Annotated in this window: 29 protein-coding genes and 1 riboswitch; of the genes, 17 read left to right on the top strand and 12 right to left on the bottom strand. The window is 66.5% G+C overall.

What is annotated here, in order from left to right:
* Positions 1–4: 4 nt before the first annotated feature.
* The 4 genes from copD (at position 5) to CSW62_RS15365 (ending at position 2,293) form a co-directional block, all read left to right on the top strand.
* Positions 5–919 carry a copper homeostasis membrane protein CopD gene (gene copD, locus CSW62_RS15350; RefSeq protein WP_099579238.1) on the top strand — a complete coding sequence of 305 codons (915 nt, stop codon included), beginning with the start codon at positions 5–7 and terminating at the stop codon, positions 917–919.
* A 62-nt stretch (positions 920–981) separates the two neighbouring features.
* Entirely contained in the window at positions 982–1,275 is a 294-nt protein-coding gene (locus tag CSW62_RS15355) for a hypothetical protein (RefSeq protein ID WP_099579240.1), read from the top strand.
* Positions 1,272–1,712, top strand: a complete 441-nt coding sequence (locus CSW62_RS15360; RefSeq protein ID WP_099579242.1) for a Spy/CpxP family protein refolding chaperone — start codon at positions 1,272–1,274, stop codon at positions 1,710–1,712. The genes CSW62_RS15355 and CSW62_RS15360 overlap by 4 nt, the downstream gene beginning before the upstream one ends.
* Positions 1,709–2,293 (top strand): RNA polymerase sigma factor, encoded by a 585-nt coding sequence (locus CSW62_RS15365; RefSeq protein WP_099579244.1) that lies wholly within the window; start codon positions 1,709–1,711, stop codon positions 2,291–2,293. Before CSW62_RS15360 ends, CSW62_RS15365 begins: the two co-directional genes overlap by 4 nt.
* 21 nt (positions 2,294–2,314) lie before the next feature.
* Here the strand turns inward: CSW62_RS15365 and CSW62_RS15370 are convergent, their stop codons facing one another.
* The gene (locus CSW62_RS15370; RefSeq protein WP_099579246.1) at positions 2,315–2,719 is read right to left on the bottom strand and encodes a MerR family DNA-binding protein; all 405 of its coding nucleotides are present in this window, start codon (positions 2,717–2,719) and stop codon (positions 2,315–2,317) included.
* 69 nt (positions 2,720–2,788) lie between these two features.
* Here CSW62_RS15370 and CSW62_RS15375 point away from each other — a divergent pair, with 69 nt between their 5' ends.
* The 4 genes from CSW62_RS15375 to CSW62_RS15390 all read left to right on the top strand — a co-directional run bounded on the left by CSW62_RS15375 (position 2,789) and on the right by CSW62_RS15390 (position 5,322).
* On the top strand, positions 2,789–3,541 hold the full coding sequence (locus CSW62_RS15375; RefSeq protein WP_099582318.1) for a MauE/DoxX family redox-associated membrane protein: 753 nt from the start codon (positions 2,789–2,791) through the stop codon (positions 3,539–3,541).
* Positions 3,542–3,648: 107 nt separating this feature from the next.
* A complete protein-coding gene (locus CSW62_RS15380; RefSeq protein ID WP_099579248.1) occupies positions 3,649–4,266 on the top strand; it encodes a hemerythrin domain-containing protein in 618 nt (205 codons plus the stop codon).
* A 95-nt stretch (positions 4,267–4,361) separates the two neighbouring features.
* Positions 4,362–4,790, top strand: coding sequence for an antitoxin Xre/MbcA/ParS toxin-binding domain-containing protein (locus tag CSW62_RS15385; protein ID WP_099579251.1), 429 nt, complete (start codon positions 4,362–4,364; stop codon positions 4,788–4,790).
* Between the two features lie 13 nt (positions 4,791–4,803).
* On the top strand, positions 4,804–5,322 hold the full coding sequence (locus CSW62_RS15390) for an RES family NAD+ phosphorylase (protein ID WP_099579253.1): 519 nt from the start codon (positions 4,804–4,806) through the stop codon (positions 5,320–5,322).
* 143 nt (positions 5,323–5,465) lie between these two features.
* Here the strand turns inward: CSW62_RS15390 and CSW62_RS15395 are convergent, their stop codons facing one another.
* The 3 genes from CSW62_RS15395 to CSW62_RS15405 are packed head-to-tail and all read right to left on the bottom strand — an operon-like array spanning position 5,466 to position 7,111.
* Entirely contained in the window at positions 5,466–6,248 is a 783-nt protein-coding gene (locus CSW62_RS15395) for a sulfite exporter TauE/SafE family protein (RefSeq protein ID WP_099579255.1), read from the bottom strand.
* Positions 6,249–6,252: 4 nt separating this feature from the next.
* Positions 6,253–6,783, bottom strand: coding sequence for a rhodanese family protein (locus tag CSW62_RS15400; RefSeq protein ID WP_099579258.1), 531 nt, complete (start codon positions 6,781–6,783; stop codon positions 6,253–6,255).
* On the bottom strand, positions 6,743–7,111 hold the full coding sequence (locus tag CSW62_RS15405; protein WP_199170613.1) for a helix-turn-helix transcriptional regulator: 369 nt from the start codon (positions 7,109–7,111) through the stop codon (positions 6,743–6,745). The genes CSW62_RS15400 and CSW62_RS15405 overlap by 41 nt, the downstream gene beginning before the upstream one ends.
* Positions 7,112–7,183: 72 nt before the next feature.
* Here CSW62_RS15405 and CSW62_RS15410 point away from each other — a divergent pair, with 72 nt between their 5' ends.
* Together CSW62_RS15410 and CSW62_RS15415 are read left to right on the top strand one after the other, a co-directional pair.
* Positions 7,184–8,044, top strand: coding sequence for an MBL fold metallo-hydrolase (locus tag CSW62_RS15410; protein ID WP_099579262.1), 861 nt, complete (start codon positions 7,184–7,186; stop codon positions 8,042–8,044).
* Positions 8,045–8,141: 97 nt separating this feature from the next.
* Positions 8,142–8,804, top strand: a complete 663-nt coding sequence (locus CSW62_RS15415) for an MBL fold metallo-hydrolase (RefSeq protein ID WP_099579264.1) — start codon at positions 8,142–8,144, stop codon at positions 8,802–8,804.
* Between the two features lie 7 nt (positions 8,805–8,811).
* On the opposite strand, the gene CSW62_RS15420 is transcribed toward CSW62_RS15415, so the two are convergent.
* On the bottom strand, positions 8,812–10,242 hold the full coding sequence (locus CSW62_RS15420) for a YncE family protein (RefSeq protein ID WP_099579266.1): 1,431 nt from the start codon (positions 10,240–10,242) through the stop codon (positions 8,812–8,814).
* Positions 10,239–10,604 carry a DUF305 domain-containing protein gene (locus tag CSW62_RS15425; RefSeq protein WP_099579268.1) on the bottom strand — a complete coding sequence of 122 codons (366 nt, stop codon included), beginning with the start codon at positions 10,602–10,604 and terminating at the stop codon, positions 10,239–10,241. Before CSW62_RS15425 ends, CSW62_RS15420 begins: the two co-directional genes overlap by 4 nt.
* 133 nt (positions 10,605–10,737) lie before the next feature.
* On the opposite strand from CSW62_RS15425, the gene CSW62_RS15430 reads away from it, so the two are divergent.
* The gene (locus tag CSW62_RS15430; RefSeq protein ID WP_099579270.1) at positions 10,738–11,631 is read left to right on the top strand and encodes a LysR family transcriptional regulator; all 894 of its coding nucleotides are present in this window, start codon (positions 10,738–10,740) and stop codon (positions 11,629–11,631) included.
* On the opposite strand, the gene CSW62_RS15435 is transcribed toward CSW62_RS15430, so the two are convergent.
* Positions 11,623–12,231, bottom strand: a complete 609-nt coding sequence (locus CSW62_RS15435) for a uracil-DNA glycosylase (protein WP_099579272.1) — start codon at positions 12,229–12,231, stop codon at positions 11,623–11,625. The two genes, CSW62_RS15430 and CSW62_RS15435, sit on opposite strands and share 9 nt — an antisense overlap.
* Before the next feature lie 104 nt (positions 12,232–12,335).
* Between CSW62_RS15435 and CSW62_RS15440 the strand changes: the two genes are divergently transcribed.
* Genes CSW62_RS15440 through CSW62_RS15460 form a run of 5 tightly spaced genes read left to right on the top strand, consistent with a single transcriptional unit; the run spans position 12,336 to position 16,497 of the window.
* Positions 12,336–12,824 carry a hypothetical protein gene (locus tag CSW62_RS15440; RefSeq protein ID WP_143324414.1) on the top strand — a complete coding sequence of 163 codons (489 nt, stop codon included), beginning with the start codon at positions 12,336–12,338 and terminating at the stop codon, positions 12,822–12,824.
* A 58-nt stretch (positions 12,825–12,882) separates the two neighbouring features.
* Positions 12,883–14,040 (top strand): TDT family transporter, encoded by a 1,158-nt coding sequence (locus CSW62_RS15445; protein WP_099579276.1) that lies wholly within the window; start codon positions 12,883–12,885, stop codon positions 14,038–14,040.
* Positions 14,041–14,065: 25 nt separating this feature from the next.
* Complete coding sequence (locus CSW62_RS15450) at positions 14,066–15,298, top strand: molybdopterin-dependent oxidoreductase (protein WP_099579277.1); 1,233 nt, start codon at positions 14,066–14,068, stop codon at positions 15,296–15,298.
* Positions 15,295–15,783 carry a hypothetical protein gene (locus CSW62_RS15455; protein WP_099579279.1) on the top strand — a complete coding sequence of 163 codons (489 nt, stop codon included), beginning with the start codon at positions 15,295–15,297 and terminating at the stop codon, positions 15,781–15,783. Before CSW62_RS15450 ends, CSW62_RS15455 begins: the two co-directional genes overlap by 4 nt.
* Before the next feature lie 54 nt (positions 15,784–15,837).
* A complete protein-coding gene (locus CSW62_RS15460) occupies positions 15,838–16,497 on the top strand; it encodes an MBL fold metallo-hydrolase (protein ID WP_099579281.1) in 660 nt (219 codons plus the stop codon).
* A gap of 28 nt (positions 16,498–16,525) precedes the next feature.
* On the opposite strand, the gene CSW62_RS15465 is transcribed toward CSW62_RS15460, so the two are convergent.
* The 5 genes from CSW62_RS15465 to CSW62_RS15485 all read right to left on the bottom strand — a co-directional run bounded on the left by CSW62_RS15465 (position 16,526) and on the right by CSW62_RS15485 (position 20,068).
* On the bottom strand, positions 16,526–17,278 hold the full coding sequence (locus CSW62_RS15465) for a 2,3-bisphosphoglycerate-dependent phosphoglycerate mutase (RefSeq protein ID WP_199170614.1): 753 nt from the start codon (positions 17,276–17,278) through the stop codon (positions 16,526–16,528).
* 34 nt (positions 17,279–17,312) lie between these two features.
* Complete coding sequence (locus CSW62_RS15470) at positions 17,313–17,753, bottom strand: EamA family transporter (protein WP_199170615.1); 441 nt, start codon at positions 17,751–17,753, stop codon at positions 17,313–17,315.
* Entirely contained in the window at positions 17,750–18,172 is a 423-nt protein-coding gene (locus tag CSW62_RS15475) for a DUF190 domain-containing protein (protein ID WP_099579283.1), read from the bottom strand. Before CSW62_RS15475 ends, CSW62_RS15470 begins: the two co-directional genes overlap by 4 nt.
* Positions 18,169–19,572 (bottom strand): voltage-gated chloride channel family protein, encoded by a 1,404-nt coding sequence (locus CSW62_RS15480; protein WP_099579285.1) that lies wholly within the window; start codon positions 19,570–19,572, stop codon positions 18,169–18,171. Before CSW62_RS15480 ends, CSW62_RS15475 begins: the two co-directional genes overlap by 4 nt.
* A 26-nt stretch (positions 19,573–19,598) precedes the next feature.
* A riboswitch (Fluoride riboswitch) is annotated at positions 19,599–19,677 on the bottom strand.
* Between the two features lie 58 nt (positions 19,678–19,735).
* A complete protein-coding gene (locus tag CSW62_RS15485; RefSeq protein ID WP_099579287.1) occupies positions 19,736–20,068 on the bottom strand; it encodes a YnfA family protein in 333 nt (110 codons plus the stop codon).
* A gap of 228 nt (positions 20,069–20,296) precedes the next feature.
* Here CSW62_RS15485 and CSW62_RS15490 point away from each other — a divergent pair, with 228 nt between their 5' ends.
* Positions 20,297–20,698 carry a hypothetical protein gene (locus tag CSW62_RS15490; protein ID WP_099579289.1) on the top strand — a complete coding sequence of 134 codons (402 nt, stop codon included), beginning with the start codon at positions 20,297–20,299 and terminating at the stop codon, positions 20,696–20,698.
* Positions 20,699–20,706 lie beyond the last annotated feature (8 nt).

Genomic DNA, 20,706 nt, shown 5'->3' on the forward strand with positions numbered 1-20,706 from the left:
TCCGATGATGGACGTCGCCATCGTCGTCGTCCGCTTCGTCCAGTTCGTCGGCGCGGCGGTCCTGTTCGGGACGCCGCTCTTCTTCCTCTATGGGATCGAGCGCGGGACGCCCGCTCGGTGGCTCAGGCCGATGGCGGCCGCGGGCGCGGCGCTGGTCGCGGTCGCCGCGGTCGCCGGCTTCGGCCTGCAGACCGCCGCCATGGCGGGCGATCCCTCGGCGGTGTTCGACCGCGAGACCCTGTCCGCCGTAGCAACGGGCAGCGCGTTCGGCGCCGGAATCCTCGCGAGACTTGCCTCCGCCGCCGTCGCACTCTTCGCCTGCCTGGTCCTGCGGGGTGGCTCGCGCCTGTGGCTGATCCTGTCGGCGCTCGGCGCCGTCGCGATGGCGAGCTTCGCCTGGACCGGTCACGGCGCGGCCGAGGCCGGGGTCGCCGGCCACATCCATGCGGCGGCGGATGTCGCGCATCTGCTGGCCGCCGGCGTCTGGTTGGGCGCGCTCGCCGCTCTCGCCGGATTGCTCACCCCAGGCCGGGCCGAGCCGCCTGGGAACGCCGCGACGCTCCATCGCGCCCTGGCGGGCTTCGCCGGCGTCGGAACGGCGGCTGTCGCCGTCATTCTGGCGAGTGGCCTCGTCAACAGCTGGTTCCTGGTCGGCCCCTCCCATCTCCTGGACATCGGCGCATCGGCCTATGGCTGGCTGCTGCTGATCAAGATCGGCGCCTTCGTGCTGATGCTCGGCCTGGCGGCGACCAACCGCTTCCATCTGACGCCCGACCTCGAACGCGGCCTGGCGTCCGGCAATGCAGCGGTCGCCCTGGCGGCGCTGCGGCGCAGCGTCCTTGCCGAAACGCTTGTCGGCCTTTTGGTCCTGGCCCTCGTCAGCGTTCTGGGGACCTTGCCCCCGGTCGCCGCTCAGTAGGCTTGCGGGCCGATGGCTCGCCGAGGCGTATAGCGAGTGAGGATGTGGCGGAGGAGCAGCCGATGCAGGACGATCTGAATGAAGACCTCGCGGGGCTCGCCGCCGTCGGACCGGACCGTTCGATGGCCGGGTTCGAGGACGGCGTAATGCGCGGCATCGCCGAGCGGCGGGAAGCCGCGCGCCAGTCGCGCATCTCTTCGGCCTATCGGACCGCCACGGTCAGCGTGGCGTTGGCGATCGGGGTGACGGCCGGCGGCCTGGCCGCAGCGACGGCGGCGACGCAGCCTCGCGAGGTCAACCCGTTCTCGACGGCGGCCCACCTTGCGCCATCGAACCTGCTCGAAGGCCGCCCGTGAAGCCGTTGCGCAACCTGATCCTCACGGTGGCGCTGTCGGTCGTGGCTGCGACCGCCGGCGCTTGGGGCGTGGCCCACATGGTCCTGCACCGCGCCGAGCCGGCGACGGCGTTCCACCAGATGCTGCACAAAGACCTGCATCTGACCGCCGATCAGGATCGCCGGATCGAGGGGCTGGAGCAGGCCTACGCTATCCGTCGGCGAGCCCTCGAAGCCCAGATGCGCGGGGCCAACGCCGATCTGGCCGAGGCGCTGAAGCAGGGGCACGCCTACACGCCCGCCGTCCAGCAGGCCGTCGACCGCTCGCACGCCGCCATGGCCGAACTGCAGAAGGCGACGATCCTGCATGTGCTGGCGATGCGCCAGGTCCTGACACCGGACCAGGCCGCCCGGTTCGACGAGACCATGGCGAAGGCGCTCACCGAAGACACGCCGTGACCACATCCCCGGATCGCCCGGACGCCGAGCTGGCGCGCGCGGCGGCCAGCGGGGACGAGCGCGCCTATGCCGAACTGGTCCGGCGTCACAAGGATGGGCTCTACCGCCTGCTGCGCCGCTACGTCGGCGATCCCGACGACGCCTACGAGGCCGCCCATGAGGCGTTCATCGCCGCCTGGAGCGCCCTGCCTCGCTACGACCCGAACCGGCCCTTCGGCGCCTGGCTAAAGACGATCGCCATCAACAAGGCCCGCGACCGAGCCCGACGCCTCGCGGTCCGCCGCTTCTTCTTCGGCTCCAAGAGCCTGGAGGACAGCGGCGCTCTGGAGGTGGAGGATGGCGGCGAGGCCGCCGATGCGACGGTGATGGCGACCCAGCGCCGGGGCGCGCTCGACCAGGCGATCGCAGGCCTTCCCGACGGTTTGCGCGGGCCGCTGATCCTGACGGCGTTGGAGGGATGCTCGCACCAGGAGGCCGGCGACATCCTGGGGCTATCGGCCAAGACCGTCGAGATGCGCGCCTATCGGGCCCGCAAGCTCCTGGCCGAAACAGTTCCCGCCAATTACCGCGACGGCGATTAGTCGATGGGCCTGGCGCCGACCTCAGCTCTGAAACGCCGCGATGATCGGGCACGGGCCAGCAGAGCCGGCGCCGCAGGCCCGGGCCAGGCGCTCAAGCGACGTGCGGGCCGTCTGCAGCTCGGCGATCCTGGCGTCCAGGGCGGCGAGCCTCTCATGGGCCAGTTCGCGCGCCCGGGTCCGATCCTCGGTGGCGTCGAGTGCCAGGAGCTCGCCGATCTGCTCCAGGGTGAAGCCCGCGGTCTGCGCGGCCTTGATGAAGCGCAGCCGCCGGACCGCCTCGTCGTCGTAACGCCGAGCCCCACCTCCGAGCCCGCCGCTGTCTGGCCGGTCCGGCGTCTCCAGGAGGCCGCGGCGTTGATAATAGCGGACTGTCTCGACACCGACGCCGCCTTCGCGCGCCAGGGCCGCAATCGTTCGCGAGGCCATGCCTTGACTCCGTACTACGGTACGGAACCTACATGGGGCGGGTAGGATTGAAAGCAACAGGTGACGATCATGCCCAAAAGCCTTGCCAAGACAGCCACCCTCTATCGAATGGTGATGCCCGAGCACACCTGCCCCTATGGCCTGAAGGCCCGGGCCTTGCTGAAGCACAAGGGCTATGCGGTCGACGACCACTGGCTGAGAACACGTGCTGAGACGGACGCCTTCAAGGCGGAGCATGGGGTGAAGACCACGCCCCAGACCTTCATCGATGGCGAGCGGATCGGCGGCTACGACGACCTGCGCCGCCATTTCGGCCTGAAGGTTCGCGACCCCAAGACCGTGACCTATACGCCGGTGCTGGCGGTGTTCGCCGTCACCGCCTTGATGGGGCTGGCGCTGAGCTACGCGAGCTTCGGCTCGGCCCTGACCATGCGGGCCGGCGAGTGGTTCATCAGCCTGTCGATGATGGCCTTGGCGATGCTGAAACTGCAGAACGTGGAGAGTTTCTCGACCATGTTCCTAAACTACGACCTGCTGGCGCGGCGCTGGATCCCTTACGGCAAGATCTATCCCTTCGCCGAGCTTGGCGCAGGCGCGCTGATGACGGCCGGCGCCCTCACCTGGCTTTCGGCCCCGGTCGCGCTGTTCATCGGCGGGATCGGCGCGGTCTCAGTGGTCAAGGCGGTCTACATCGACAAGCGCGAGCTGAAATGCGCCTGCGTCGGCGGCGACAGCAACGTGCCGCTGGGCTTCCTGTCGCTGACCGAGAACCTGATGATGATCGCCATGGCGGTCTGGATGTTGGCGATGACGTTCGGATGAACCCGGCTGGATGCAGCTTCGCTTCGGCGTAAGCGTTGGTCTGCGAAGGCAAGCGGGGTCGAACCGCCCAGAACCGCTCTTGCTCGGACCAGCCCGAAGGAAAATCCATGACCAGACCCGCAAGCCGGCGCCAGCAAGCAGAAGCCAAAGCCGCCGCCGTCGCTGACGCCAAGTCGGTTTCGCCCGATGTGCCGGCGCGGATCGGCTCGACACCGGCCACGAAATTCCGTGGCAATCCGGCGATCTTCGGAAGACTGGTCGAGGATCATGACAAGCATCGGGCGCTTCTGGCGATGATCGAGGCGACGGGCCCCAAGGACCCCGCTCGAAAGACACTCTTCGAGGAATTCGTCCGCGACGTTCACGGCCATGCCGCGGCCGAGGAGCAGGCGCTTTGGTCCACCGTAATGCGCAACCCGGAGACCACCGAGTTCGCGCGCCATGCCGTCGGCGATCACCACAAGCTGGACAAGCTGGACAAGCTGATGGCTGACGCCGCCGCGCGCGACATCACCGGCGCGGGATGGCTGCGCCACTTCGCGGCGCTGAAGGCAGAGTATCTCGACCACATCCTCGAGGAGGAAACGGAGCAGTTCGTCGAAGCCGAAAAGACCCTATCGGACAGCGACCAGCGCTACATGCGAGGCGTGTTCAACCGGCGCAAAAAGGCCGAGAAGGCTGCCGCGGTGATAGAGAAGGAGATCGCGCTTACACCGATCGCCTGATGATCCGATAGAACCGCCCATCGCGATCTGGCTCAGCTTGCAAGTTATCGCGTTCGCCTATATATTGACCGTAATATCGGTCAAAGGAGCGGCAGATGACTCAAGCGGCGAAGGCGCCCCAGGGCCCGGCCCGAGCCCGTAAGACTGTCCGTCACGCCGCGACCGGGCGCTTCACCATCACCAGCCTGATGGACGAATGGGGCGCGGTGAAGGTCGATGACGTCGCTGAGGCCTTCAGCATGTCCAAGGCCCAACTCGCCGACACCGCCGGACTTGGCCGGGAGGTTTTCCAGAAATCGAGCCGCCGCGACGGCCCCAAGGCGCAGAGCCGGGTTCGCGAGATGCTGGAGATCATCAACCTCGTCCAGGGCTGGGCCGGCGGCGCCGCGCAGGCCATGGCTTGGTACCGCGCCGAGCCGATCCCGGCCTTCGGCGGCCGCACCGCCGAAGCCTTAGTGAAGTCTGGTGAGGCGACAGCCGTCCGCGACTATGTCGACCACCTGGCGACCGGCGGCTACGCTTAGACGCGCGCCTTCTATGCGGTTCAAAGGCGAGGCCTTCCGGGCGCACGACCCGAACTGGTCGTGGACGCCGCTTTCAGGCGCCGGCGCGGCGCTGAAGGGCCGACGCTTCAACTGGCCGGGCCTGGAGACTCTTTACCTCTCCCTGAGCTTCAAGACGGCCTTTCGCGAGGTCTCCGCCGGCTTCGCCCACAGGCTGACACCCTATGTCCTGTGCAGCTACGATGTGGACTGCGAGAACATCTGCGACCTGCGCACCGAAACGCTTCGCACCGACAACGCCGTGGCGCAGAGCGACCTTGCCTGCGCCTGGGGCGACGCTCTCATCGCCGGCCGCGAGCCCGCGTCCTGGGGCGTGGTCCGACGCCTGATGGCGAACGGCTCCGCCGGCATGCTTGTCCCCAGCTTCGCCAACGGCGCGACCGACGACGACCAGAACCTGATCCTATGGCGCTGGGGTTCCGTCCTGCCGCACAAGGTCACGGTCTACGACCCGACCGGAAAGCTGCCCAGGAACCAGCTATCTTGGTCGTAGCGAGCTTAATTTTGAACCTATAGGTTATCGGCGCGACGCGAAGACATAATCTCTGGGTTATCGCTTTGGGTTATCCTGCGGTCTCCAGTCGCGCCGGCAGCCCCACGCTTCAACCTCCCGTTCCAAGGCGCTTTCAAGTGCGTTCAGGCGCCTCCCGAGGCGCGCCAGCCGACGTAGGCGGCAGTGGCTAGCACCATGACCGCGAACACCCGCCGCGCAGCGTCGGCGTGGCCGGCCAGGGCCTTCGCCAAGGGCATGCCGGCGATTGCGCCAGCGACGCCGCCCACAACCAGCGCGCCCAGAACGGGGACATTCACGAAGCCGCCTGCAGCGTAGCTTACGCTGGTGGCGGCTCCGAACAGGACGACGGAGACGAGGGAGGACGCAGCCGCGTTAGCCAGGGTCATACCCGTCGCGGCCATTAGGCCCGGCACGATGAGAAAGCCGCCACCGATGCCGAAGAAACCTGCCGCCAGCCCGGTCAGGAGGCCTGCGGGCGCAAGCTTGAGCGTGAGGGATGACGTCAGATGGGCGTCCGGATTTCCCGCGACCTTTTTGGGGAGCATCATCGAGATGGCGACGATCGCCATGGCGCCGGCGAACCAGAACAGCAGTCGCTCCCCGTTCATCTGCTTGGCCAGATGCGCGCCCGCCAGCGACCCAGCGAGTCCCGCCCCGCCGAAGACGAGGGCGCACGGCCATTTCACTCGGCCCGCACGGGCCTGGACGGCCAAGCCGGCTGCGGCGTTGACCGCAACCGCTGCAGCCGCGGTGCCGATCGCCACATGGGGATCGCGGACGCCAACAACGTAGACTAGCAGAGGGGTGGCCAGGACCGAGCCGCCACCGCCGAACACCGTCAGCAGCAGTCCGATGCCAGCGCCGCCGGCGACCGCCGCGACGTATGACCAGACGGCGGGATCCATTGGTTTAGACCCGCGCCGGCCGGTTCCAAGGCATGATCTGCAGAACGCTCGCCATGCCGCAATGTCCAGTGACCCCGGCGAACATCAGGCCTGCCCCGACGAACGCTGAGACGCCGAAGAAGGCGGGGTGGACGGCAAAGCCGAGGCCGACGCCAGACAGGATAAGCACCCCGGCGGAGATCTGGACTTGGCGCATGATCTCCAGCGGCGCCTTGCGATCTTCGACTACAGGCAGGCCAGCGGCGGCCCAGCCATCGACGCCGCCCTCCAGAACATAGGCCTGACCCTCGACGAGCGCGGCAAGGCGATCATCATGGGCGCCGGTGCGCATTCCAGAGCGGCAGGTGAACACCACCTCGATGCCGTCACTCAGCGCGGGCGGCGCCGCGTTCAGATCGCCTAGGGGATGCGACCGGGCGCCCTTCACATGTCGACGGGCGAATTCGTCAGGCTCGCGGATGTCCACAAGGACGGCGCGCCCCGCCTTCAATCGTTCAGCGACGAGGCTTGGATTCAGGGCGAGGAGTTGGGTCATGGGGCGTCTTCATGTCTGGAGGACAGAAGATCTCGGCGAGCGTCGCCACCACCTTGATCGCGGCAGGGTCTGAGATTCGGTACCAGATCGTCTGGCTTTCGCGACGCGTGGCCACGACGCCTTCCTCCCGCAGCACCGCGAGGTGTTGCGACAGCGCGGACTGCGACAGACCGACGAGAGGCAAAAGCTCTCCCACCGAACGTTCGCCATCCGTCAGTTGGCACAAAATCATCAGCCGCCGTTCGTTGCCGAGCGCGCGAAGAAGCTTGGCGGCTTCTGCGGCGCTGGCCTCGAACCGGGTGATGTCGAAGTTCGCAAGATCGAACATGGGCCCCATATATTCAATATTGCTAATTTAGCAAGATTGCATATTATTAGGTCGGCAGAGGATGCTTCCGACATGAATCCCCAGATCCAGGCCTCCTTCGATCACGCGACATCGACCGTCACCTACCTGGTGTCCGATCCTAGCACCCGAACTGCAGCGGTCATCGACCCGGTGCTCGACTTCGAACCCCGGGCCGCCAAGCTGTCCACCACCTCGGCGGACACGCTACTTCGAGCCATCGCCGACCAAGGTCTGACGCTGGCCTATGTTCTCGAAACCCATGCTCACGCCGACCACCTGTCGGCCGCCGACCATCTGAGGCGAATGACAAAGGCCAAGGTCATCATCGGGGCTGAGATCACCAAGGTGCAGGCGGTGTTCGCGCCGCTGTTCGAAGACGAAGATGTGGCTCTGGATGGGCGCGCCTTCGATTGCCTGGTCAAAGAGAACGATGTCTTGCCCTTGGGCGAATTGAGCATCCGGGTCTTGCAGACCCCGGGCCACACTGTTGCCGACGTCACCTACTTGATCGGCGACGCGGCCTTCATCGGCGACACGCTGTTCATGCCCGACTATGGAACGGCGAGGGCCGATTTTCCAGGCGGGAGCGCACCGACGCTCTATCGATCCATCCGCAAGATCCTGGCGCTGCCCGACGAAACTCGCCTGTTCGTGGGGCATGACTACCTGCCCAGCGGCCGGTCATCGTTCCAGTGGGAGACGACGGTGGCGGAGCAGCGCGCCGCGAATGTCCACGTCCATGACGGCGTCAGCGAAGAGGCTTTTGTCACCATGCGGGAAGCCCGAGACCAGACCCTCGCGCCGCCCACGCTCATCTTCCCTTCTTTGCAAGTCAATATCCGAGCCGGTGGCCTGCCTGCCCCTTCCAAATCGGGAACGACATTTCTCAAAGTTCCGGTGACCATCACGTAGAGCCCGCCGTACCGGGGAAGCTACATCCGGCCTGGACATCAGCCGAGGAACTGCAGTGGCGTGGGCGCCTTGAGTCCCGGCCTCCAGGAACCACGCCATGCTCATCGAAAAGTTCGTCCACTCCTGCCTGCGGCTGACCGTCGGCACAGACGCCCTGCTCTTCGACCCGGGCAAGTTTGGTTTCATAGATGGCCGGGTCGATCCCAAGACGCTGGCGGGCGCCAACGTCGTGGTGATCACCCACGCACATCCGGATCACCTCGACCCGGCGGCCCTGAAGACCATCCTTGCCGGTGGCCGCCAGGTCGTCGGAAATGCTGAGGTTCGCGATAAGTTGGCCGGCGAAGGCATCACGGTCGAGGTGTTAGAAGAGGGTGTCCGGCGGTTCGGCGCCTTCGAGTTGCGCGCCATCCCTGTCCCTCACGAACCGATCCTGGCCAAGGAGACGCCGCAGGTGACTGCCTTCCTGATCAACGGCCGCCTGCTCAATTGCGGCGACTCCTTCGACGATGCGCTGCTCGCCCATGCCGGCGTCGAGGCGCTCGCCCTGCCCGTCATGGCCCCTTACCTGACGGAGCTGAAGGTCATGGCCTTCGCCAAGGCCATGCGGCCCAAGTTCGCCCTGCCCCTCCACGACGGCCACGCCCGCGATTTCTTCGTGGAGCAGCGCTACGACACCTACGAGCCCTTCTTCCGTGACGCCGGCATAGAGTTCGTGGGTCTGGCCAAGCCGGGCGACGCGTTCGAGCTAGCCGAGTGACCGGCCGCTAGCGCTGGATTTGCACCACCATCCCGAGTTCATCTGGCTTGCCTTCGGCGATCACCAGATAGCGGCGCGGCGCGGGCGTGTCGGCGCTGACCACATTGCGCAATGGTCCCACCGCGTTGACCACGGCCGACCCCGACGGGCTTGTCATGAAGCCGGCCAGGGGCTGTAGCTTTCCCTCACCTTTGGGATTGTCGGCGATCGCCAGCACATAGGCCGCCTTCGGCTTGAGGCCCACGGCTGCCGCCTGCAGGATCTGCACCTGGCCCTGGTCGAACAACGTCACCTGGGTGGGTGGTCCGCCCGCAGCGCCGGCGAGAGTGAGGCTGTCGGACTCAGCGGCCATCCCGAGTGGCTGCAGGTTAGCGGTGCCTGGACCAGTGGGAACGGCGTTGGGGACATAGGCCACGCCCTGAGGCGCCTGGCCGATCGGGATGGTGGCGATCACGGTATTGGTCGCCGTATCGATGGCCGCCACCGCGTCACCGTTCTCCAGGCCGACATAGACGCGCGAGCCGTCACCGGACGGCCAGAGGCCATGCGGCAGCGCGCCGACCTTGATCTCGGCCACCTGGGCGAAGCTGTCGGTCCGGAACACTTTCACCGCGTTCTGCGTGCCGACGGTGACGTAGGCAAACTGGCCGGCGCCGTTGCGCACGATGTTGACGTGGTTGGTGATCGGGCCGGTGTCGAGCGTCTTGAGAACCGCGAACGGCGGCTTGGCGTCGAACACCATCACCTTGCCGATGTCCTTTAGCGTCAACCAGACCTGCTTGCCGTCCGGCGTGGCGGCGATGTCCGGGCAGAACGGGCTCTCCTGTTTCACCCGGCCGACGATCGCCTTGGTCTTGGTGTCGATCACCACAGTCTCCGGGGTGAAGCTCGAGCACACATAGGCATACTGGCCATCGGGGGCGAAGATGGTCATGCCCGGGCCGTTGGGCACCTTGATCCGTCCGGTCTCCCTGTAGGTCGCGCCGTCGAGCACCTGCAGATAGTCCTCGCCGCGCACCGCGACCCAGACTTCCTTGCCGTCGGGGGTGAAGAAGGCCTCGTGCGGCGAGCGGCCGACATAGGCGGTGTGCTTCACCGCGTTGGTCGCCGTGTCGATGAAGGTCACTGAATTGGAGCCGATGGAGATCACCGCCAGGGTCTTGTGGTCCGGCGAGAACCCCATGCCATGGACCAGCAACTGGCCCTTGTAGAGCGGGCTCAAATTCATGGGCGTCTGGTCGCCCAGCTTGATGACGCCGAGCAGCTTGTTGGCGGCCGGGTCGATCACCGAGACGGTGTTTGAGAACTGGTCCGACGTATAGAAGCGGTCGCGGCTGCTCACCGCGATGTCGGGCGCACTCGCAGGTCCAGGCGCTTGCCCGGCGAAAGCCGGCGCGGCGCTGGCGAGCAACAGGATGAGGGCTAGACTGCGGGTCATTGCGGGTGTCCTTGCGGATGAGTGGCGGGGGTCTCGTCCAAAATCTGCTGCATCACGGCGACCTCCTGGGCCTGTTCGACGATGATGCCCTGGGCCAGCCGGCGCAGGCGCGGGTCCTTGCCGTACTGCAGCTGAAGCCGAGCCATATCGATGGCGCCCTGGTGATGCGGGATCATCATCCGGGCGAAGGCGCGGTCCACGTCGCCCGTCGGCGGCAGCATCATGGCGTGGTGCATCCGCTCCATCGCCTCGGTCATCGCGGTGTCGAAGGCGTTGGGCTGCGCCGCAGCCCATGACGCGGTCGCGACGAGCGTCGTCGCCAACGCGGCCACGCCGAGGCGTCGATATCCGATGCGGGTCATCCGAGGCTCCGGGTGTGAGATCGCGACGATCGTGCGCTGTCTACACCGGCGCCTCCAACGCAAATGCCTGACCGAACCGTTCGATCCAGCCGAATGGTCTCGACGCTTTGTCGAAGAGGCCTAAGTTGGGCGCATGACCCTGGAGCAGCTCCGCATCTTCATCGCCGTCGCCGAGCGCCAGCACGTCACGCGCGCAGCTCAGGCGTTGAACCTCACCCAGTCGGCGGTCAGCAGCGCCATCACCACCCTGGAGGGCCGCCATGGCGTCGCCCTCTTCGACAGGGTTGGGCGCAGCATCGTGCTCAACCGCGCCGGCGAGGTGTTCCTGGCCGAGGCGCGCAAGGTGCTGGGCCAGGCCGAGGCCGCCGAGGCTGCGCTCGCCGACCTCAGCGGCCTGGAGCGGGGCCGCCTGTCCATCCAGGCCAGCCAGACCATCGCCAGCTACTGGCTGCCGCCGAGGCTGGCCCGCTTCCACGATGCGCACCCAGGCATCGAACTGGAGGTCGCCATGGGCAATACCGCACAGGTCGCGCGCGCTGTCGCGGAGGGCGAGGCAGAGCTCGGCCTTGTCGAAGGCGAAATCGACGATCCGGGTCTGAGCCGCAGCGTGATCGACGCCGAGGCGCTCAGTCTGGTCGTCGCGCCCGACCATCCGTGGGCGAAGGCCAAGCCAGGGCCGGACCTCGATCTTCGCACCAGCCGCTGGGTGCTGCGCGAGCCCGGTTCCGGCACGCGAGCGGCTTTCGAACATGAACTCGAGCGGCGCGGCCTCAAACTCGACGACCTGACCATCGCCATGGTGCTTCCGGGCAACGAAGCGGTGCGATCAGCGGTCGAAGCCGGCGCGGGCGCGGGCGTCATGTCCCGCACGGTCGCGCGCCTCGGCGTCGCGCGGGGCGCCCTGGTCGAGATCGACCTGGCCCTGCCGGTTCGGCAGTTCTACCTGCTGCGCCACAAGCAGCGATACCGCAGCAAGGCCGGCGACGCCTTCCTGGCGATGGCGAAGACCGTCGAGGCGTCACGCTGAGCCCGCGGCGCAAAGCGCGGCGATGATGGCGGGGGCGACGCCGGGACTCGTGTTGACGAACGTCGGGCTCGGATGCGGGCACTCCAAGATCTTAAGCCTGGGCTTGATCCGCTCGATTGGACCGCGCGCCATCTGCGCGACGCGCCCCATCAAGACGACTGACTTGAGATCGTCGAACGCCGCGATCAGCTCGGGAAGTCGAGCAAGACCCGCCACGATGTCTGCTCGCGACGGTGGCTGATTGCGACTTCCTGGTGGCGCCAGGACCCACGGTACGGTGTTCCACAAGGTCACGGCGCTCCGGTCGATCTTGGCGGCTTCCAGGAACCGACGCAGGTTCCGTGCGGTGCCCGTGGGATTGTCCAGGGAAGCGAAACGGACAGCCGCCGCGCTGGGGCCGGGGTTCTGGAGCAGAATGAGTACTTCCGCGTCCGAACCTGCGCTGTTCGGGTCGAAATGCGGCGCCGCGAACGGACGATGGCCGAGGTTCAGGCGGTACGCCTCAAGCCCCGCGAAACGGGACGCACCAAGAGCCTCCAGTCGCGGATCGATCTCTTCGGCCAGGGTCGCACTCCCAAAATAGAAAATGTTCGATTTCATCGAACGAACAGTGCGGAAACTCGCGTTGGAGCGAAACGACGCTAGGCGCGATTGTGTTCACAAGGAGCGCGCCATTTCGGCCTCCACTCCAGATGGAGGATACCGTGCTCGCTTTCACCCCCACCACCGACTTCGTCCCCGCCCGTCGGGCCGGCCGCGCCGCCGCTGCGGCTGCTACCGCCATTCGCGCCACCGAACCTCGCAGCTTCGAAGAACTCCGTCGCGACGCCGCCGACCTTGGCGTCAGCGGCGTGCATCCGACAGCGGTCAAGGCGCTGATCGGCGCCTATGCGGCTTTGCTGCTGGTGTTCTGGCTGTTCTTCGGCGGCCCGGAAACGGCGCTCACTCTCGGCATCATCACCGTGCTGGGCGTCATGTTCTTCGGCGGCCTGGGCGGCGGCATCCTCCTGGCCGACAGCGTGCCACGGGGCGTCCGGGGCCGCAGCTTTGGTGACTTCCTCGAAGGCCGCGCCCTGATCGCCACCGGCTGGATCTCGGGCCGCGAAGCCTTCGCTCAGATCATCGCCCTGCCCCTGACCCTGCTTCTGGGCGGCGTCGTCTTCGGGACGATCTGGCGGCTCACCGCCGGCTGACGCAACGCCGCCGTCCCTTCACGCCTTTTCCTTCCAGCTTCGCCTTGGATCGCCCCCAATGACTGACCTCGCCCACACCCGCGCCGTCGCCTTCGGCCTCAAGCCGCTCGCCAGCCTTGCGAGCCCACGCGAGGTGGTGCGCCAGTTCACCCCCAACTGGTTCGCCGCCACCATGGGCACCGGCATCCTGGCGCTGGCCCTGGCGCAGTTCCCGGCCAAGGTCCCGGGCCTTCACGCCGTCGCCGAAGGCCTGTGGGTCTTCAACATCGGGCTCTTCAGCCTCTTCACCCTGCTCTACGCCGCCCGCTGGATCTTCTACTTCGACGGCGCGCGGCAGATTTTCGGCCACTCGGTGGTGTCGATGTTCTTCGGCTGCATCCCCATGGGGCTGGCCACCATCATCAACGGCTTCCTGGCCTTTGGCATCGGACGCTGGGGTCAGGCGGCGGTCGACATCGCCCAGGTGCTCTGGTGGGCGGACGCGGCCATGGCGCTGGCCTGCGGCGTCGCCATCCCCTTTATGATGTTCACCCGCCAGACGCACAGCATCGACCAGATGACCGCCGTCTGGCTGCTGCCAGTGGTCGCCGCCGAGGTGGCGGCGGTCAGCGGCGGCCTCCTGGCCCCGCATCTCGCCGACGCCCATCACCAGCTCACCGTCATCGTCGCGAGCTACGCGCTCTGGGCCTGCTCGGTGCCGCTGGCCATGAGCATCCTGGTGATCCTGGTGCTGCGCATGGCGGTCCATAAGCTGCCGCACGCCAGCATGGCGGCCTCCAGCTGGCTCGCGCTGGGGCCCATCGGAACCGGCGCGCTCGGCCTGATGGTGCTGGGCGGCGCGGCCCCCGCCGTCTTCACCGCCAACGGCCTTGGCGAATATGCCGCCGCCGCGCACGGCATCGGCCTCGTCGGCGGCCTGCTGCTCTGGGGCTACGGCTTCTGGTGGGCGGCGATGGCGGCCCTGATCACCGCCCGCTACCTGCGCGAGGGCCTGCCCTTCAACCTCGGCTGGTGGGGCTACACCTTCCCGCTCGGCGTCTACGCCGTCGCCACCCTGAAGCTCGCCACCCTTCTGCCCATCGGCGCCTTTGCGGTGTTCGGCGGTGGCCTGGTAATCCTGCTGGCCATCATGTGGCTGGTGGTCGGCGCCCGCACGCTGCGCGGCGCCTGGCGTGGCGAACTCTTCGTCGCGCCCTGCCTCAAGTCCGCTGCCTGATCCGCCCCGTTCGAAGGACAAATCTATGACCAAGTTCCCGCATCTCCTCGATATCGGGCGGCGCCGGTTCCTCTCCGGGGCTGGCTTGGTGGCGGCCTCCGCGCTCGCGCCCCGCGCCCTCGCGCAGGCCACCGTCGACCTTCGCCTGCCGGGCGGCCCGTCGTCGCGCCCGACGACCGACACCTTCCCGGGCAAGCGCGGGATGATCCTGCAGCGCACCCGGCCGCCGCTGCTGGAGACGCCGATGAGCGTCTTCGACCAGGGCGTCTTCACCCCGAACGATCAGTTCTTCGTCCGTTGGCACTGGGCCAACATCCCGACCGAGATCGACGCCACCACCTTCAAGCTCAACGTCCACGGCGCGGTGAACAAGCCGGTGTCCCTGTCGCTCGCCGACATCCTGGCCATGCCGCGGGTCCAGATGGCCGCCGTCAACCAGTGCTCGGGCAACTCGCGGGGCTTGTTCGTCCCGCGGGTCCCTGGCGCGCAATGGGGCCACGGCGCCATGGGCAACGCCAAGTGGCTCGGGGTCAGCCTGCGCCATATCCTCGATCTGGCCGGCGTGAAGGCCGGGGCGACCGCGGTGCGGTTCAACGGCCTCGACCAGCCGGTGGTCGATGGCGCGCCGGACTTCTCGAAGTCGCTCAGCCTCGACCATGCCCGGGACGGCGAGGTGATGATCGCCTTTGCCATGAACGGCGAGCAGCTCCCGCTGCTAAACGGCTTCCCGATCCGCCTGATCGTGCCGGGTTGGTTCTCCACCTACTGGGTCAAGATGCTCAGCGATATCGAGGTGCTGGCCGGGCCGGACGACAGTTACTGGATGGCCAAGGCCTACAAGATACCGACCACGCCGCTGGCCAATGTTGCGCCCGGCGCCAAGGATTTCCCGACCGAACCGATCAACCGCATGGTCCCACGCGCCTGGATCACCAGCCTGGCCGATGGCGCCAGCGTGGCCTACCAGCCGCAACTGCCCGTCGGCGGTATCGCAATGGGCGGCGACACCGGCGTCGCTCGGGTCGATCTCTCCGCCGATGGCGGCCGCACCTGGGCGCCGACGCGCCTCGGACCCGACGAGGGCAAGTACAGCTTCCGGCGCTTCGACGGCGCCGTGCCGCTGGCCGCCCGTGGACCCGTCGCTCTTATGGCCCGCTGCACTGGCGCCAACGGCGTCGTGCAGCCTCTGGCCGCCAACTGGAACCCCGGCGGCTTCATGCGCGCCGTCGTCGAGACAACCCACGTGGTGACGGCATGAGCGGCAACCCCAAGCCCACCTCCTACGGCAAGGCGCTGTTGCAGATCGCCGGCGCGGTTGGCGGCTTCGCCCTGGCGCTCGGTCTCGGCCGTTACGCCTTTGTGGAGAGCCTGAAGCCGCCACCGCCGCCCCCCGCTCCCGAAGCGCCGCCGCCACCGTCGGTATCCGGCGGCGGCTTCACCCTGACCTCGTCCAGCATCGCCCTGCCGGACGACGACCCGCCGTACCCTGACGGCGCCGGCGCCGACCTGATGAACGCCAACTGTACCGCCTGCCATTCCGCCGCCATGGCGCTCACACAGCCGGCGCTGTCGGAAGCCCAATGGACCGCCACGGTCGTCAAGATGCGCGACACCTACAAGGCCGCGATCGCCGACAAGGACGTCCCGGCCATCGTGCAGTACCTGACGAAAGTCAGCGCGCAGACCAAAGGCGGCGAGGCCCCAACGGCAGCGTCGTCCGACGCCGGCGGCGCCAGCGGGTGAGCCGCCCTTCGGCACTCGGCCTCGGCAAGGGCGTTGTCCTGTGCGGAGGCCGGCATGCGTATTGAAAAGTTCGTCCACTCCTGCTTGCGGATCACGGTTGGTGGCGAGAGCTTGCTGTTCGATCCCGGCAAGTTCTCGTTCGTCGATGGTCGCGTGGATCCCCACCAACTCGCCGGTCCGAGCCTTGTCGCCCTGACGCACGACCATCCCGACCACATCGACTTCGACGCCTTGCGGATCATCCTCGGTCAACGGCCCCCGACCATCCTGGCCAATGGCGAGGCGGCCAAGGCGCTACGCGAGAAGGGATTTTCGCCGACGATATTCGAACATGGTCAGCAAACCTTCGGCCCCTTCAGGCTGGTGGCCATTCCGACGCCGCATGCGCCGATCCTCGCCAAGGAGACGCCGATCGTCACCGCATTCAAGGTCAACGAGGGTCTGCTGAATGTGGGCGACTCGCTGGATCCGGGTCTCCACCGCTTCGCCGATACCGAAATCCTTGCGATGCCGGTCATGGCGCCCTTTCTGACCGAACTTGACGTCTTCGCCTTCGCCAAAGCGATGCGTCCCCGGACGCTCATTCCGCTGCACGACGGCTACGCGCGGGATTACTTTGTCGAGCAACGCTACGACACGTACGAGCCGTTCCTGAAAGGTGTCGGAATCCGGCTTTTGCGGATGTCTGACCCAGGCGCATCGGTCGAGGTCTGAGCGCGTCCGACTGAAGCCCACCCGAGGGTCAGAGCACGGGCCGGCCCTCTTCCGCATCTTCTTCCTCCTGCAACGCCCGCCGGTAGAAGTCGCCTCTGCTTTCATTAGCCGGAGGTGCGACGACGCGCGCGATCCAGTCGCCCGCCTTCGGATGGATCATCTTGCGAGCGACAAGCGTGTCCGGGGCAAGTTCGTAGACGAACAGGTCCCCGGTAGGCGCTTCCAGATTCTCCACGGCCTGTGGCGACAGCCCATCGAGCACCATCATCAAGGCGCGCAGGCTGTTGCCATGCGCCACGACCAGCACCGTGCGCGACTGCATCAGCCGCGGCAGGATCGACCGTAGATAGAACGGAAGCACCCTGGCCGTCGTGTCACGGAGGCTTTCGCCGCCAGGGGGCTGTTCAGCATAGGCGCGCCGCCATCGCGCGACCTTCGCCTCGCCCCACCGTTCTCGCGCCTGGTCCTTATCAAGACCTGAGAGCTGCCCATAATCGCGCTCGTTCAGCGCGGGATCGCTGAAAGCTTGGACGCCGTGCAGGTGAAGCTTATCGCGCACAACATCCGCGGATCGGATGGCGCGCTGCAGGCTTGAACTGAAGATATCGTCCACCTTCACATTCGATTGGCGCAAGACCTCAGCCGCCGCTTCCGCCTCTGCGACGCCAGCGTCGGTCAGCGGCGGATCATGGAGCCCCGTGAAGCGGTTGGCGGCGTTGTAGGCGCTCTGCCCGTGGCGCATCAGGATGAGGCGGCGATGCGGATGACTGAACAGGCTCACGGCTCGCTCCGATGGCTTGTGGATGGCGGCGGCTTCATGCTTTCAACGCGACGAGGATCGCGCCGCCGCCGATCATGGCGATCCCCAGCCAGTTGCGGCCCGACAGCCGCTCGCCCAGGAAGGCGACTGCAAACAGGGCGACCAGCACCACGCTCAGCTTGTCGATCGGCGCGACCATCGATGCTGGGCCAAGCTTCAGCGCCCGATAGTAGCAAAGCCATGAGGCGCCCGTGGCGAGGCCGGACAACACCAGGAAGGCGTAGGTTTTCCCCGTGATCGTGTTGATCGGCTGGAAGGCGCCTGTAGCGGTCACGATCGCGACGAGGACGACGAGGATGACGACTGTCCGGATCAGGGTCGCATAGTCGGAGTTGACCCCTTCCACGCCGACCTTGCCGAAGATCGCGGTCAGCGCTGCGAAGCTAGCGGAGAGGACCGCCCAGAAGGTCCAGTTGGCGAGAAGGCTGCGCATCATCCGACAGGCTCCTGGCCGGGAATGATCTCACAGGCTTCCACCGCGCTGGCCTCCAGCCGCCATCGCTCCAGATGCTTATAGATGATGACCTTGTTGGTGAGCATCGCGCCTTGCGCTTTGCAAAACATCTCCAGCTGACCGCGCTCCCCGATCAGCTCCACGCACATCGTCAGTTCTGGATTGGCGATCTCGACGCCCTCGTCCTGGATGCGGCCGTGGTTGCTGTATCCGTAGTGCCCATGGTGAGCCACGGCATTCAGAAGGCCCGCGGCTTTCGCGGCCTGCACGATCTGGCGGTAGAGCTGTGGCCGTCCAGCGAAGAGCGATTTCACGCCACTTCCGCGGCCCCGCTCGCCAGGTTTCATGTAGATGCGGACCATGCCGACCTCGTCGGCGCTCATGGTGTGTGAGGAGGTCATGGGCGGGCTTTCTTTTTGTCGGGCTGACTGACAGGACGCGGCTGCCTGGTGGATGCTCGGAGTTCACGGATCTGTCGCAAGGCGAGATCCGCCGGCGGTTGGGCGGCGGAGGTCTTGGGGACGCCCAGCCTTTGGGAGAGGTAAATCCCCGAATGTCCGCTGCAGAGGTAAGCGGTGAAGCAGGCGACAGCGATGTAGGCCGTGTGCTCACCGCCGAAGAGCTCGATCCCCATGAGGGTGCAGGCCAGCGGCGTATTGGCCGCGCCTGCGAAGACCGCCACGAAGCCCAGGGCGGCGAACAGATCGGTCGGGCCGCCGAGCGGGGCCGAGAGCGCATTACCCAGCGCCGCGCCGATGAAGAACAACGGCGTCACCTCGCCGCCCTTGAAGCCGGCGCTGAGCGTCACGACCGTGAAGAGAATCTTCAACAGCCAGCTCCAGCTGTCGATCCGGTCGGCGGCGAAGAAGCCAAGGATTGTCGGGTCGGCCGGGTTGGGAGACCAGACGCCGAGACCCAGGTAGCCCCGGGTCTGGAAGAGGTAAACCATGCCGACGATCGCCAGGCCGCCCAAGAAGGGGCGCAGCGGGCCGTAGGGCACAAGGCGCTTCAGGGTGGCGCTCAGGCGATGTTGCGCCTCGGAGAACAGCAGGCTGACCAGCCCGAACGCCACGCCAGCGACCGCGACCTTGGCCAGCAGGACGGGGTCGAGGCCGTACTTGCCGCCAGGCGCCTGGAAGTGAACCGCATACAGGGTGTGCTCGATGCCCCAGGCATGACACGTCCAATCGCCGATAAGGGCGGCGATGAGGCAAGGGATCAAGGCCTCGTAGTTGACCCGTCCAACAGTGAGCACCTCAAGCGCAAAGACCGCGCCCGCCACCGGCGTTCCGAACACCGCGCCGAAGCCGGCGGCGATGCCTGCCATCAACAGGATGCGCAGCCTGGCCGCCTCCAGGCGGAACAGCTTGGCGAAAGCGCTGGCCAGGCTGCCGCCCAATTGGACCGCCGTGCCTTCGCGTCCGGCCGAACCGCCGAACAGGTGGGTGACGACGGTGGAGACCAGAATCAAGGGCGCCATGCGCAAGGGCACGCCGCCGCCTGGTTCGTGGATCTGGTCGACGATCAGGTTGTTGCCCGCTTCGGCTGAGCGGCCTTTCCAGTGGTAAACCAACCCCACCAGAAAGCCGGCCACCGGCAGGCCGAACAGCAGCCAGGGGTGCGCGAACCGCGCACGGGTGGCCAGATCAAGGCTCCAGAGGAACAGGGCGCAGAGCGAGCCGATCGCTGCCGAGGTGGGCGCAAGGATCGCCGCCCACAGAGCCGCAGCCTTCAGGTGAGACAGGCGCGCCTGAACGAACGGCCGGACATCGGCCAAGGTAAAACGGGGCGGCTTTGACACGACTCCTCTTTCTCGCGGCAAGCCGCGCCAAAGTAGGAATCATCGGCTCCTTCCTGAGGAGCGGTTCGGCATGACGCCAGGCGGAAATCCATCGCCAGCGGCGCTTCTAGGTGCGGCTCCTGCGACTGTCAAACGGGGCGACATCAGCCTGCCTCTGACTTCCTCAACGAAGCGCGCGCGGTCCGAGCAAAATGATGCCGGCGCCGACAAGACAGACGACGGCGCCTAGTGTGTCCCAACGGTCGGGCTTCACGCCTTCGACGGCCCAAAGCCACGCCAACGATGCACCGATGTAAATCCCGCCATATGCGGCGTAGGCGCGCCCGGCGTTGTCAGCATCTACCAGCGTCAGGAGCCAGGCGAACAGGGCCAAGGAGACCATGCCGGGCGCGAGCCACCACAGAGGTTTGCCCTCTCGCAGCCACATCCAGAAACTGAAGCAGCCTCCGATCTCCGCCAGGGCTGCGAACGCATAGACCAAAATCGATTTCGTCACGCCGCCCCCTTCGCCAGCCTCCTCGTAGCGTCTGCGGCGGCGACCTCGCAAATTCGGAAAGCCCTTCGGATTTCACCGCATCGATTGGGGTCACAGAGGACGCGAAAGCACGAACGAAAACGAAAGAAAACACGAACGTGAGTGCACGGAATTTGCACCGGAGTCCGTATAAGTCACTGAAAATACACGACTATCTATCCAGTCCATCATCGGCGCGACAGAAAACCTATGCGGTCGAAATTGCTGCATCTTTTTCGTAGTTTCAACGAGTTCGGTCATGCCGAAACGTTCCTAAAATTGCGCACGTTTTCGCCGTTTGTTCCCGTGGTTTCCTTCCTGAGCGCACACACAGAGCACACGAAATTGGCCACGTTCACGAGACTCCCATCGGGCTCCTGGAGAGCCCAGGTTCGCCGGAAGGGTCGCTATATAGGCGAGACCTTCGCGTACCGCGAGGACGCGCGTCGATGGGCCACCGAAGCCGAGCGGACCATCGACCAGGGCAAGGCGCCCAAAACCACGAGGATTGCCGACAAAACCACCTTCGGTCATCTGATCGATCTGCACATCGATGAGCGGAAGGACGTAACCAAGCCTATCGGCCGGACCGAGCTCGAAGCCCTTAGCTGATCGAGGAA

The organism is Caulobacter sp. FWC2 (assembly GCF_002742625.1).
In the GTDB taxonomy this organism is placed as follows: domain Bacteria; phylum Pseudomonadota; class Alphaproteobacteria; order Caulobacterales; family Caulobacteraceae; genus Caulobacter.